Genomic DNA, 12,362 nt, shown 5'->3' with positions numbered 1-12,362 from the left:
TTAGCCTTGTGAGGCGGCGTGTTTAGGTTCCAACTGCTGTAACCCTAGTGCTTTAATGGTTGCCGACTGAATCGAGGATACAGCATCGTTTACCTGGTTGGCTCCGAATCCTTCACCTACCACGGTTCGATCAGGTCGTTGACCATGTGGCGTTTGAACCAGTTGCAGAATGGATTCTGCAACATCATGTGGGTCAGGCGCATTATCTGATGCAAACATTGCCATAAAGCTGGCAAACATCGACGAGGGAATCTCACCTACCTGGCCATAGTCATTTGCTCGTGCGCTGTCATTTGGCTGGCTTACACTTGCGTACATTTGCGTGGGATAAGCGCTTGGTTGTATCAAAGCTACGTCGATACCAAGCGGTGACAGTTCGTATCGAAGGCTATCTGTTATGGCTTCCAGGGCGAATTTGGTAGCGCCATAAAGTCCGAAAAAGGGGAAGGTAACACGGCCCAGTATGGAGCCGATGTTAATAATCAAGCCTGTTCCCCTGACTCTCATAATGGGTAAAACTGCGCGCGAGACCCGGTGAACGCCAATTACATTAACGTCGAAAAGTTGCTGAACCTGTTCATCTGTAAACGCTTCGGACACGCCTGCATAGGCCACCCCCGCATTATTGATAAGTACATCAATACGCCCAGCCTGACGAAGTACTTCATCAACCGCTTGATTAACCGAATGCACATTGGTTACATCCAGTTCTACTACCTGAATACCACTATTTCGCAGTGAGTCAGCATGCTGCTTATTTTTACCGGTAATGTCGCGCATTGCAGCAAAAACAGCAAAGCCTTCCTTAGCCAGTGTGTTGGCGGTATCGCGCCCAAAGCCAGTTGATGTACCTGTGATTAAAACAACTTTAGTCATGTGATGTTTCCTTGTTTGTTGAAAAATGCAAACACAAAGAACGGGTAATGTGTTTGGTTGATTGCATTATGATTTGTGCGCAGAATGGGAAAAATAGGTATTCGGTCAAAGGATTTGTGAGGAAATGTCAAAGATAAATGAATTTTCGGCCATGCAAGTGTTTGTGCGGGTGGTGAGAGACGGTAGCTTTTCTGCTGCAGCCCGAACGCTGGGAAGCACGCCATCAGGCGTTTCAAGGCAGATGTCGCAGCTTGAAGCAGAGTTAGGTATTTTGCTGTTCCAGCGAACCACCCGAACTCAGCGACTTACTGAAGGCGGACAGCTATATTTTCGGCATGCAGAGAAAGTGTTATCGGAAATAGACACAACAAAACACATGCTCAGTCAGCTTTCGAAACGTCCATCCGGCGTTGTTAAGCTCTCAGCGGAAGCCGATTTTGCGACGGTTTGTTTGGCACCCTTATTGGCGGAGTTCCTGAGATTGTACCCTGATATTTCTGTCCAAATTCATATGAGTAGCGATCTGGTGGATCTCGTTGCGGGTGAAATGGATCTGGCTATTCGATTGGGGCATTTGGAAGATTCCAGCTTGAATGCCAGAAAACTGGGTGAAGGACAATCGGTAGTATGTGCAAGCCCGGAATACCTGGCCAGGAACGGGAGTATTCATCATCCCACAGCGTTGGAAGAGCACAATTGCTTGTCGTTTAAAGTAAGAGCTGGCCGACGAATTTGGACGTTCAAAGAGGGCAATAATATCCTATCCGTAAATGTAGAGGGTAACGTTCAGGCCAATAGCGTGTCGTTATTGCGAGCACTTGCGATAGATTCTGTTGGCGTAGTTATGGTGCCGGAGTGGGCAGTAAAAGACGCATTAGTGAACAATCAACTGGTAGCATTACTATCACAATATCCGCTGGAACCGGCGGGGTTACCCATACATGCGGTATTTGCACATGGCCGTCAATTACCGGCAAAAGTACGGGTGTTGGTAGATTATTTAGTGAATAAAATGTCGATGTTACAGGCAGATACGTTTATTTAATGTGATTTCTCTACGCAGCAGAATAGTGTTTACGCCGCACAAAAACAGCCGCGGGCTTCGGTGTTCACCGTTGCGCCGAGGTATTGTTCCGAGGTGGCGATACGGGCAATATCAGCCACCAGATTGTTACCGGTAAAACAGCCCAACCCCGTTGCATAAGGGCCAAGATAACGTAACTTTCCGAGTTTATCGATAACAGCCAGAGCCGGAAAATGGTTTATTACATTGCCAATGGCAGGGTGTTCGCTAATTGAAACTGTACTAAAACCATAGCCACTATTGGCAAGTGAGTTTGATATTTCCAGTTGATGTGATTCGCTCAGTTGGTTGCAAAAACAGCGGGTATTGGCAGTGAAATGCACAACAGTACCGTGTCCGATACCTGCGTCCTGCAGGATATCTGCAAAGGACTCATCAAAATGTTGTTTGCTGGCAGCCTGCGCCAGGGTGAGGTCCGGGTCGAAGTCTTTTAGTTGATTCCCGTTAGCCATTAACAGGGCAACCATTATTGAGGTTGCCCATAGTCCAATCAGAATAACTACAATCCGGCTGTTCATTACACTACGAAGCGTCTAACCATGGATTGCAGGTTTTGGCACAAGCTTGCCAGTGCCTTGGATTTTTGCTCAAGCTCAGCGGCGGTGCGCGCTTCATGTGATGCCAGCTCGTAAATTTTGGCCGTGCTGGAAGCAATTGACGATGAGGCCGTTTCCTGTTCAACCGCCGAGGTAGCAACTTCCATCATGTTGTTGGATGCTTCCTGGATTTTCGCCTCAATGCCCTGCATATGGCTGGCTGCGCGATCTGATGCACCTACGGCTTCATCAACCAATTCAATACACAGCTTCATTTGCGTTACCGACGAGGCGGTACTGGAAACCAGTTGCTCAGTGATGGTGGTGATTTCATCGGCACTTTCTTTCGAGCGGATTGCCAGGGTGCGAACTTCGTCTGCCACCACCGCAAAGCCTCTGCCGTGCTCTCCAGCGCGGGCAGATTCAATAGCCGCATTCAGTGCCAGCAGGTTGGTTTGGTCGGCTACTGCGGTGATCGACCGCATGGCATCGGAAATGTTGGCGCAGCGCTCGTTGAGTTCCTGATTGGTTTTGGCTGCACTGTTTAGTCTGTCGCGTAACGAACTGATTGTCTTTTTGGTGCCCTCTACAGAAGCGCGTGATTCTGATGTATTGGATTTTGCTTCCTGGGTAATGTCGTTCGCGGCATTGGTGCGCTCTGACGTGTCCTGCATGGTGACTGCAATTTCTTCAGACGCCGCGGAAATACTGCCAATTTCATGCTGACTTTGCTGAGCGTGATGACTCAGTTCACGCGTCGCATTCTGCATAAACACACTGGTGTCCGCAACATCATCAGCCAGCTTGGATGCATCCCTTACCAGCTGCCGTATTGCACCCAATAATTCATCGAAAGTTCGCATAACCGGTACGGATTTGTCGATTTTCACCGCAAGGTTCAGGCTGTTTTTGTCACGAATAATCTCTGCAATCGCAGATTCAAGTAAGGCGCCACCCACACCATCTTCGTGGCTGCGCTTGGTCATGTACATTAACGTTAAGCCTTCTGCCAGCGCAAAGGCGGCATGCAGCAGTAAAATCGAGAAGCTAATGTGGTTTGCTTCAAAAATGAATACGCCCGCGCCACCCGACTGCATAAAGAAAAAGGCTATATGATGAACGGCTACTGTAGCAGTTGACGTTGCAATAATTCGCCAGTTGCGGAAATAGGCGAGCATGGCCAGCAGCACAAATATTTCAAAATGGATCTCAATGAGTCCGAATGCCTGATGGATGTGAAGTGCGGTCATTAACTGCACACCAATCCCCACGGCGTGACCGCTCATTTCTGATTCCGGATTGCTGTAACTCAAAAAGAGTGGCAGTGCGATAATAGGAATACCCAGCCAAAATGCAATCATCAGTTCGCCAGTGATTAATCCAATTATTACAGCAATAACCCACTGAACAATCAAAATAACCCGGAATATTTGATGGCCTTCTTTCACCCATGCGAACATACAACTCACTCCAATTTGCCTTTTACACGCTAAGTGTAGGACAGCATTTATAACGCGCCAGTTAATTTGTAAAGGATAGTTCACATTCCAAAAATTTGGTTTGATTGCTATCAATGGTTAAAGAAACTTTCTAACTGAACACGAAGGTAATAAAGCAGATAAGTAATTATTAAATAAAAGAAAAGATCAGTCGATTGGCTAAAAGTTTAATACGTGGGGCGCGGCAGGCCCCAGTATGATGGTGAAATTACAACTACAGCCAGCGTTTCCAGAGCATGGCTATCAGCATTACCACGGCAATGCCGCCCATTGACATCATTAAGGTGTTAAACGCATCAGGTGTTTCTGTGCCGGGCAATCCCGCTACGTTCATACCAAATACGCCAGTTAAAAATGATAACGGCAGGAAGATCGCCGTGATCATCGACAGCAAGTACATGCGAATGCCCTGTTGGTCGGCAATTTGGTTGCGTAATTCGTCCTGTAATACAATTGAGCGTTCACGGGCGAGGTCTAAGTCTTCCACATAACGTGTCATCCGGTCGGCCTGGTCGCGCAACTCAAACAGTAAAGTGTCGTGGATAAGGTTGGGTAGCCGAATCAGGGTGTCCAGCGCATCGCGCTGGGGAGCCAGGTGACGACGAATGTTAGCCGTTTGACGACGCAACATAGCAAGTTGCTGACGGTCCTGCTTGTTCAGTGAATCCGCAATCTCATACTGTCCAAGTTGCTCATCGATCTCTTCAAGTTTGTCGTGAATGCGGTCGGCCAAACGGGTGAGGAGTGCAATCAGGAGTTCCGCCGTACCAGCCGGTGCTTCGCCACTTTCTAACATGGCCCGGGTATCTTGCACACTCATCACTCTGCGATTGTGACGCCGCGCCGTCACGATCAGGTTTGGCGTAAGCCACAGACGCAGTGAAACCATGTCATCGGCGTCTGCCCCCTGATTAACGTTAATGCCGCGCAAAAATATGAGTGCGCCTTCTTTAAGCGGAATTACTCTGGGGCGGGTTTTCAGCGTCATCAGGCTGTCGGCTACCGATGAGGGCAGTGCAAGTGCACTTAATACCTGTTCAGTATCGGGTTCATCAGATTGAAGGTGCACCCAGCGGTAGCTGCTTTCTGCAATTGGCGCGTGTAATTCTGCTTCACTGATTGCGTTAATCTGGCCCGTTTTGCTTATATCATAAGCCCACAAAAAGGCTGGCTCTGTGTTGGTCATGCTTTATCCTCGGGGGCTTTTACTAACTGTAGCGTGCCGTCCAAATGGACATCGCGCTGAGGATAGGCAATCACGATATTGTGTTGATTAAACAAGGCATCAATTGTGAAGCGAATATCGCTGCGGATTTTGCGTAAATCCCGTTCTGCAGTGGCATTTATCCAAAAATACACCTCAAAAATTAACGCGTTGTCACCAAAATCATCAAAAATAACGATGGGTTTTGGTTCGGGTAGAATCTCAGTTTGTTCAAGTACCGCCTGCTCAATTAATTTCGCAACCAGGCGACAGTCTGAGCCATAAGCCACACCTACTTTAACCGTAGTGCGGGTAAGTAAGTCGATGAGGGTCCAGTTGATTACGGTGTTTTCCAACAGCTTGCTGTTAGGGATCAGCATGTGTACCCCATCCACTCGACGAATGCGGGTGGAGCGGGTGTTAATGGCTTCAACCACACCCCTGGCGTTATCGACTTCCAGTACGTCGCCAATGCGAATAGGCCGCTCCCACATTAATATCCAGCCGGAGATAAAGTTGTTAATAATGTTCTGGGCACCAAAGCCTACACCAATTGCTACCGCGCCTGATAAAAATGCAAAGGCGGTTAACGGTACATTCATTAAATCCAGTGACGTGATCACCAGAATGGCCATGGCCAGTATGTAAAATAACCGCTTAAATAAATGAATGGTGTCGGGGCTCGCCCCTGTTTTTCTTAACCTGTAGGTGGCAAGGTGGGCCAGTTTACCGATAGCCCAGATGCCCACTACGTAAAGCAGGGGGACAATAATTAAGTCGCCTGCCGTAAACGTAACGTCGAACAGGGTAAATAACTCCGTAGACAGAAAGTTTTTAACTTGTTCAAAAGTTTGCATGGGTAAAACCGTTGTTAGAATTTGCGTCACATAATAAAGGCGCACCCTAAAGCGGGGCAATTCTTTTATACAAAATTATGTTAGTATGCGGCAAATTTACTGGTGTCTATTTGTTTATGAAGTACATCTTTGCTGGCGTTGTAATATTGTGGTTGTGGGCCGCAGCCGGAGTGAATCAGGCTAATGCGTTTACCTTAACTCTGTCTGAAACTCAGCTGAATTCAATGGTGTCTGCGGTATTTCCGCAAACCCGTATTTACGAAGACACTATATTCACTTTCTCTAACCCGCGGATTGAGCTGGGCCGGTCGAACGATGAAATCAGTGTAAACGTAACCGTACTGGCAGAGCGCGGCACACTGCAATTAAGAGCCAATGCCACGCTGTCGGGGCAACTTTTTTATGACGCAGAGTCATCTCAGGTACAAATCAAAGAACCGGTTTTGGAAAAATTGTATTGGGAAGATAATCCCAACCTGGTACCGGAATCGTTGTTGAGCAGTGTAAAGCGCATGGAAGGCAAGCGTTTCCCGCTGATATTGCTGCTGGACTTTGACCAGCTCGATTTGTCTGCCTGGGGAATTCGCCAACCCAAGCGCGTTGAGATTACGCCAAACGGCCTGTTAATTGAAATTTAGCCCTATGAAGAAAATTGCCTTTTTGTCGATGGACAGCCTCGACGATTTCTTTGTTTATGATGACTTGCTCATTACCCCTTTCGGTCAGGTTGGATATCAGGTCGAAACGGTCTCCTGGCGCAACTCAGAACAAGACTACAGCGGTTATGAGGCGGTGATCGTTCGCAGCCCCTGGGATTATCAGCAAGCGCCGCAAGCCTTTATGGCGTGTCTTGAACAAATCGACTCACAAACACGGTTGATGAATCCGCTATCGCTGATGCAGTGGAATGTAGATAAACGTTATTTACGCGAATTAGCCAGTGCCGATGTCGCCGTACTGCCTACCTTGTGGCTGGATGACTATCACCATGAGACACTCGTTAATGCCTTCGAAGCGTTTGGCTGTGATGAGATTGTTATAAAGCCTTGTATCAGTGCAAATGCAGACGATACATTCCGCCTTAGCCGCGCTGATCTGGATCTCAGGCAAGCGCAACTGGCACAGGTGTTTTCAAAGCGTCCAGCTATGGTTCAGCCATTCGTAACGAGTGTTGTAGAGCAAGGTGAAGTGTCGCTGTTTTATTTTGCCGGTGAATTGAGCCATGCGATTCTAAAAACGCCCAAACAAGGCGACTTCAGGGTACAGGAAGAACACGGTGGCACACTTGCAGTGATCACGCCTGAACAGGCGGTGATTGCGAGTGCTGAGCAGGCATTGAGTGCCATGCCAACCGGGTATTTGTATGCCAGAGTGGACTTGCTGCAGCATCAGGGCAAGTGGTGCATTATTGAACTGGAACTGATTGAACCTTCGCTCTACTTTAATCTGGACGATACCTCGCCGCAAAAGTTTGTAGACGCTTACTTACGATACGCGGAAGATAAATAGCAGGTTACTAATAATAATCGAGGCATACCTTGGTATGCCTCGATGCAGTTGGTGCTTTGTTGAGATGTGCTTAGTGTTGTTTTGTGCGTTGTTTGTCCTGGTGGGACGCCATGTCGCGCTGGTGCGATCTTGCCTGGTTATTTGAATGCGATTGGCGTTGCTGAGTGGGTTGTCGTTGCATAGCTGTTTCGCGATTCGTTTTATTCTCGTGTTTTTCCTGTTTGTAATGTTGCCTGTCGGGCTGAACAGTGGGCTTTACTTGCGCAGCCTGTGCAGAGCGTTCTGATCCAGCCTCATTACGTTGTGCACGCTGGGCATGTTCACGTTGCCTGTCGGTTGCCTGTCCATGACGTTCCGGTTTGTTGCCCTGAGTGTAACGTTTTTCCTGCTCGCGCCTGTGTGGCATGACATGAGGTTGCTGATTTAACTTTTTCTCAATCCGTTGCTGATGGACAGCGTTATCGCGTTGAGCATGTGCCGTGGGTAGCTGTTGGTAACGTACTGTTTTGTGCTCTTTCACTATAGCTGGATTGCGCTCTGCCACCCGGTGTGAGTATCGAGCATGGCGGTTTGCGCCATTGTGCTCCCACCTGTGATATTCGCGAACATTATAACGCTGGCGATAGGACACGCTGGGGTAATGATGAACCGTTCTGTGGCTTATCACAATGTGACGCTCGGGCCAAAAGATGTGGCCAAAGTAAAAACCCGCCCCAATGGTTACCCGACTACCCCAATAAAACCCATGGTGCAGATGCACATTGGCGTAGCCTGGCCAAATAACCGGCGCAATGGGGTGATGCCAGTGACCATAGGTAATCAACGGGTCGTAATAAGGTACGTACACTACGCGGGGCTGACGGGGTTCAATTACAATCACCCGGTCTTCATAGCTTACTTGCTGATAGTCGTTGGTTTCCAGGTTGCCTTGCTGCCAGGCTTGCAAACGCAGCGCCTGTACCCGGTCTAACACCCAGTCTTCATCGGTAAGGACCGCATCGCCCAGGGTTTCCAGCCAGTTCAGGTCATTACTCATACGCGACAAAATATCCGGGAATGGCATCAGTGCTTTTATGCTTGGATCCCAGCTTTTTTCTTCCAGCAGGGCGCTAAGGGTTTCATCGCTCAGTTGCGAATTGGCTTGTTGCCAGCGTTGGGCGTCAATCACCTGCAACGGGTAGGTGCTGGCAATCAGAATGTGCGTGACCACTGAATCAGGGTACAGTGCAATGGGCGCCAATAGGGCGTCTAACTCGGCTTCAGATACACGTTGTTGCTGAACCAAATCAACGGTTTCCGGGGCAGTCATCGCGTGAACCTGGCCGCCGCCCAGCAGTGAAATAAATAGTAATGACAGGATGCGTTTGTGCATACAGACTCCTCGCGCCTTGGCGCTGTGTAGTTGGTCTGTATATCGTTATACGCAAGTGTAAATTAACTTTACCTGAACCAATTACAACCCGTTGGTTCAGGTATGGCTGGTTAGTCGCCCAAAACGTGTGGATCGAAAGCGTGACCGAGCTTTTCAGTTTTAGTGCGGATGTAGTGCTTGTTGTCCTGGGTAACGCCGTGATCAATTGGCTTACGCGCCACTACATTGATACCCAGTGCTTTTAATGCAGCGATTTTACGTGGGTTGTTGGTCATCAACTCTACGTTTTTTACTTTCAGGGTATCTAACATCACCTTACACATATCGTAGGTGCGCATGTCGGCGTCAAAGCCCAAATGTTCGTTAGCTTCAACGGTATCCATGCCGTTGTCTTGCAGGTGATAGGCGCGGATCTTGTTGATCAGGCCAATGCCCCTGCCTTCCTGACGTAAGTACAATAAGACGCCAAAGCCGCGTTCAACGATGTTTTCCATGGCGCGTTCTAACTGAAAGCCACAGTCACAACGGGTAGAAAACAAAGCGTCGCCGGTTAAGCATTCGGAGTGAATGCGAATAGGTACTACGTCGTCGGGTTGCCATGAGCCATAAGACAACGCAACGTGCTCGGTGTCACCGTCTTTAACAAAACCATGAATGGTAAACTCACCTTTTCGGGTAGGGAGTTTGGCCGCGCTAACAAAGCGATACTGTGAGGATTTACTGGTCATGAAACTCAATGCCGGTTAAAACTGATAGTGCTATATGGGGGTCGAGACAGGGTTTGCAAGCCCACAATTGATACAATATAGCATTTTTTCACCCGGAAGCCACGCGGGAAAGTAGCGCGCTAAGCGCATCGTGTGCACTTGGGTAGCCATGCGCGTAGCCCGATGGCGTTAACCACATGGCTTCACACAACCATTCAGCCTGTAATAACAAATCCATGTCGTGCAGGGAATATCGCGCCTGCGCACGGTCTGCGCCCCATTCTAATTCGGTATGCGATTTGCACAATAAGGTACCCAGTTTGTCGCAAAGGCGGGTAAAGGCCAGTGGTGTGGTGGGCAACGGAAGATCAATCATTAGCAACCCATCAGGTGACATGCGCAGGGCGCTATACAGTTCGGATTGCGTTAACTGCTGCATGATAAACTCACTGTGTCATCGCTGTTACCAGGCTGTTCAAATGGTGCGCTGGCGTCGGTAGCCTGATACGGCGTATTCAGTGCCAGTAGTAGTTGTTCTGCCACCGAGTAATCGCCTTGTTCCGCCGCTTCAATAGCGCGCTGCAACGATTGCGTTCGCGCTACAACCAGCGGATTGCTGGCAAGTAGCGAGTCCGGGGTATGGGCTGCAGACAGACGGCGTTGACGGTAATCCTGCCACCATCCGTCAAAGCTGTTGCGATCGATAAAATGGTCGCGCAGCGAAGACACAGATTGCGTAGGATCGGCCTCTGCCAGCCAGCGGAAGCTTTGCGTATAGTCGATTGGGTTTTGCCCTAACATCGCCAGCCACATGTTCAGACAAGGTTCGTGTTCTTTGTCGTTATCCAGACCAATGCGGGCTAGCATGGTTTCCCGGTACACCGCTAAAAATGCAGGCTCAAACTGGGTTAAACAAGCTTTAATGTCGTCAACGCTGATATAGCGGGAAAACGCATAGGCCAACGCATTTAAGTTCCACAGCGCAATACCAGGCTGACGGTCGAAGGCATAACGACCTTCGTGATCAGAGTGGTTAAACACAGCGTCAGACTTAAACTGCTCCATAAAAGCATAGGGACCATAGTCAAACGTAATGCCGTGAATCGACATGTTATCGGTATTCATTACGCCGTGAACAAAGCCGTGTACCTGCCACAACGCAACCATGCGCGCCGTGCGCAGCGTAATCGCTTTCAGCAGTGCCTTATGCGGCTCTGCGTGCGCTGCGCAATCCGGAAAGTGCCGGGTTAAGGTAAAATCCATGAGCTTGTCGAGCGTATCGAACGCTTTACTGTGAAAGTAATATTCGAAATGGCCGAAGCGCAAATGGCTGGGCGCCATTCTTATCATCATGGCACCGGGCTCGGGCAATTCGCGGTATACCCGCTCGCTACTGCTGAACAAACAAAGCGACCGGGAGGACGGAATGCCCAAATGATGCAGCGCTTCAGAGCCAATGTATTCACGCAAGGTGGAGCGCAGTACCGCCCTTCCATCAGCATGGCGTGAGTAAGGGGTTTGTCCGGCCCCTTTTAAATGCAGATCCATTTGATTGCCATTGGGGTCGGTAACTTCACCGAGTAACAGACCGCGGCCATCGCCAAGGTAAGGATTCCACTGACCGAACTGATGACCGCCGTATTTTTGTGCCACGGCGTGTTGGGCCAGCATGCCCTGCTCATTAAAAAGCTGCTCTATAATGCCCTGGTGGCTAAACCATGCATCAGGCAACTGATACTGCTGTACCAGTGCGTGATTGGTCATACGAAGCGATATATCGCTAAGTGGTTGTGGCCTGACCAAACTGACTGTATCGGTCAGTTCACTGGCATAGTGATGACTTAACTGCATAGAAAATCCAAAAACGCATTATGGACGTATCGTACCATTGAGCGCGTCATTTTCGTAACCAAACAATGTGATGATCTGTATGCCGATAGAATTCGTATACAACAGGTTTAGTCACCAGGAGCCATAATGAAAACCCCACAGGATATCGTGTTACATCACTTGAACAACAGTCGCTCGCAGCGCATTCTTTGGCTTCTGGAAGAAATGGGCGTCGCTTATACCGTTAAGCATTATCAGCGTGATGCAAAAACCAATCTTGCCCCTGCCGAACTTAAGCAGGTTCACGCGCTCGGGCGTTCTCCCGTATTGACCGACGGAACATTAGTGCTGGCTGAGTCTGGTGCCATCATTGAATACCTTACCGAAACCTACGCGCCGCAATTAAAACCGTCATCACCAGAGGCATTAATTCAATACCGCTTTTGGCTGCATTTTGCTGAAGGTAGCTTGATGCCGCCGCTGGTGGCGCGCCTGGTGTTGGGTAAAGCCCGTGAAAAGGCAGGCCCCATTTTTATTAAACCTATCGTGAATAAATTGGTGGATGGAATTATTGCTGCTTACTACGGGCCCAACCTGGAGCAGAGCTTGCAGTATGTAAACGCTCACTTGGCAAATAATGAGTGGTTTGCAGGAGACGCCCTGAGCGGCGCCGACTTTCAGATGAGCTTTCCGTTGGAGGCTATGCAGGGGCGGGTAGGGAAAGGGTTATATCCGCATATCGATGCCTTTGTACAAAAAATCCATGCCCGGGAAGCCTATCAGCGCGGTTTGGAAAAAGGCGGTAAATACGCTTATGCGTAAGTAGTATTGTCTTTTCTTTATTTTTTCGTCGAGATATACCGGTAGCTACGATTGGCTACGTTGGTT

At 48.9% G+C, this 12,362-nt stretch carries 13 protein-coding genes; 4 read left to right on the top strand and 9 right to left on the bottom strand.

Annotated elements, in window-relative coordinates; all coding sequences use genetic code 11:
• Positions 1-876 (bottom strand): SDR family oxidoreductase, encoded by an 876-nt coding sequence (locus FJ444_RS19250; RefSeq protein ID WP_140961188.1) that lies wholly within the window; start codon positions 874-876, stop codon positions 1-3.
• Between the two features lie 124 nt (positions 877-1,000).
• Between FJ444_RS19250 and FJ444_RS19245 the strand changes: the two genes are divergently transcribed.
• A complete protein-coding gene (locus FJ444_RS19245; RefSeq protein ID WP_140961186.1) occupies positions 1,001-1,921 on the top strand; it encodes a LysR family transcriptional regulator in 921 nt (306 codons plus the stop codon).
• A 29-nt stretch (positions 1,922-1,950) separates the two neighbouring features.
• Here FJ444_RS19245 and FJ444_RS19240 read toward each other — a convergent pair whose 3' ends face one another.
• From FJ444_RS19240 to FJ444_RS19225, 4 genes are all read right to left on the bottom strand, one after another.
• A complete protein-coding gene (locus FJ444_RS19240) occupies positions 1,951-2,478 on the bottom strand; it encodes a DUF6436 domain-containing protein (RefSeq protein ID WP_140961184.1) in 528 nt (175 codons plus the stop codon).
• Positions 2,478-3,956, bottom strand: a complete 1,479-nt coding sequence (locus FJ444_RS19235) for a methyl-accepting chemotaxis protein (protein ID WP_140961182.1) — start codon at positions 3,954-3,956, stop codon at positions 2,478-2,480. Before FJ444_RS19235 ends, FJ444_RS19240 begins: the two co-directional genes overlap by 1 nt.
• A gap of 253 nt (positions 3,957-4,209) precedes the next feature.
• A complete protein-coding gene (locus tag FJ444_RS19230; RefSeq protein WP_140961180.1) occupies positions 4,210-5,181 on the bottom strand; it encodes a zinc transporter ZntB in 972 nt (323 codons plus the stop codon).
• Positions 5,178-6,056 carry a mechanosensitive ion channel family protein gene (locus tag FJ444_RS19225; protein ID WP_140961178.1) on the bottom strand — a complete coding sequence of 293 codons (879 nt, stop codon included), beginning with the start codon at positions 6,054-6,056 and terminating at the stop codon, positions 5,178-5,180. Before FJ444_RS19225 ends, FJ444_RS19230 begins: the two co-directional genes overlap by 4 nt.
• A 116-nt stretch (positions 6,057-6,172) precedes the next feature.
• Here FJ444_RS19225 and FJ444_RS19220 point away from each other — a divergent pair, with 116 nt between their 5' ends.
• Together FJ444_RS19220 and FJ444_RS19215 are read left to right on the top strand one after the other, a co-directional pair.
• Positions 6,173-6,694 (top strand): DUF1439 domain-containing protein, encoded by a 522-nt coding sequence (locus FJ444_RS19220; protein ID WP_181405238.1) that lies wholly within the window; start codon positions 6,173-6,175, stop codon positions 6,692-6,694.
• Between the two features lie 4 nt (positions 6,695-6,698).
• Positions 6,699-7,565 carry a RimK family alpha-L-glutamate ligase gene (locus FJ444_RS19215; RefSeq protein ID WP_140961175.1) on the top strand — a complete coding sequence of 289 codons (867 nt, stop codon included), beginning with the start codon at positions 6,699-6,701 and terminating at the stop codon, positions 7,563-7,565.
• A gap of 70 nt (positions 7,566-7,635) precedes the next feature.
• Here FJ444_RS19215 and FJ444_RS19210 read toward each other — a convergent pair whose 3' ends face one another.
• The 4 genes from FJ444_RS19210 to FJ444_RS19195 all read right to left on the bottom strand — a co-directional run bounded on the left by FJ444_RS19210 (position 7,636) and on the right by FJ444_RS19195 (position 11,495).
• On the bottom strand, positions 7,636-8,937 hold the full coding sequence (locus FJ444_RS19210) for a DUF3300 domain-containing protein (RefSeq protein ID WP_140961173.1): 1,302 nt from the start codon (positions 8,935-8,937) through the stop codon (positions 7,636-7,638).
• A 110-nt stretch (positions 8,938-9,047) separates the two neighbouring features.
• Positions 9,048-9,665 (bottom strand): GTP cyclohydrolase II, encoded by a 618-nt coding sequence (gene ribA, locus FJ444_RS19205; RefSeq protein ID WP_140961171.1) that lies wholly within the window; start codon positions 9,663-9,665, stop codon positions 9,048-9,050.
• A gap of 88 nt (positions 9,666-9,753) precedes the next feature.
• Complete coding sequence (locus FJ444_RS19200) at positions 9,754-10,083, bottom strand: DUF3630 family protein (protein WP_140961169.1); 330 nt, start codon at positions 10,081-10,083, stop codon at positions 9,754-9,756.
• Positions 10,071-11,495, bottom strand: a complete 1,425-nt coding sequence (locus FJ444_RS19195) for a YdiU family protein (RefSeq protein WP_140961167.1) — start codon at positions 11,493-11,495, stop codon at positions 10,071-10,073. Before FJ444_RS19195 ends, FJ444_RS19200 begins: the two co-directional genes overlap by 13 nt.
• A 126-nt stretch (positions 11,496-11,621) precedes the next feature.
• On the opposite strand from FJ444_RS19195, the gene FJ444_RS19190 reads away from it, so the two are divergent.
• On the top strand, positions 11,622-12,296 hold the full coding sequence (locus FJ444_RS19190) for a glutathione S-transferase (RefSeq protein WP_140961165.1): 675 nt from the start codon (positions 11,622-11,624) through the stop codon (positions 12,294-12,296).
• Positions 12,297-12,362 lie beyond the last annotated feature (66 nt).

It is taken from the genome of Aestuariibacter sp. GS-14 (genome assembly GCF_006494365.1).
Classification (GTDB): Bacteria; Pseudomonadota; Gammaproteobacteria; order Enterobacterales; family Alteromonadaceae; genus Alteromonas; species Alteromonas mangrovi.
Note: the sequence above shows the minus strand (reverse complement) of the source record. Positions and strands in the feature narration are given on the sequence as shown.

Excerpts from the sequence above, each read along its gene's own strand:
- FJ444_RS19250 (WP_140961188.1), bottom strand. The coding sequence starts at position 876 with ATGACTAAAGTTGTTTTAATCACAGGTACATCAACTGGCTTTGGGCGC.
- FJ444_RS19245 (WP_140961186.1), top strand. The coding sequence starts at position 1,001 with ATGTCAAAGATAAATGAATTTTCGGCCATGCAAGTGTTTGTGCGGGTG.
- FJ444_RS19240 (WP_140961184.1), bottom strand. The coding sequence starts at position 2,478 with ATGAACAGCCGGATTGTAGTTATTCTGATTGGACTATGGGCAACCTCA.
- FJ444_RS19235 (WP_140961182.1), bottom strand. The coding sequence starts at position 3,956 with ATGTTCGCATGGGTGAAAGAAGGCCATCAAATATTCCGGGTTATTTTG.
- FJ444_RS19230 (WP_140961180.1), bottom strand. The coding sequence starts at position 5,181 with ATGACCAACACAGAGCCAGCCTTTTTGTGGGCTTATGATATAAGCAAA.
- FJ444_RS19225 (WP_140961178.1), bottom strand. The coding sequence starts at position 6,056 with ATGCAAACTTTTGAACAAGTTAAAAACTTTCTGTCTACGGAGTTATTT.
- FJ444_RS19220 (WP_181405238.1), top strand. The coding sequence starts at position 6,173 with ATGAAGTACATCTTTGCTGGCGTTGTAATATTGTGGTTGTGGGCCGCA.
- FJ444_RS19215 (WP_140961175.1), top strand. The coding sequence starts at position 6,699 with ATGAAGAAAATTGCCTTTTTGTCGATGGACAGCCTCGACGATTTCTTT.
- FJ444_RS19210 (WP_140961173.1), bottom strand. The coding sequence starts at position 8,937 with ATGCACAAACGCATCCTGTCATTACTATTTATTTCACTGCTGGGCGGC.
- ribA (WP_140961171.1), bottom strand. The coding sequence starts at position 9,665 with ATGACCAGTAAATCCTCACAGTATCGCTTTGTTAGCGCGGCCAAACTC.
- FJ444_RS19200 (WP_140961169.1), bottom strand. The coding sequence starts at position 10,083 with ATGCAGCAGTTAACGCAATCCGAACTGTATAGCGCCCTGCGCATGTCA.
- FJ444_RS19195 (WP_140961167.1), bottom strand. The coding sequence starts at position 11,495 with ATGCAGTTAAGTCATCACTATGCCAGTGAACTGACCGATACAGTCAGT.
- FJ444_RS19190 (WP_140961165.1), top strand. The coding sequence starts at position 11,622 with ATGAAAACCCCACAGGATATCGTGTTACATCACTTGAACAACAGTCGC.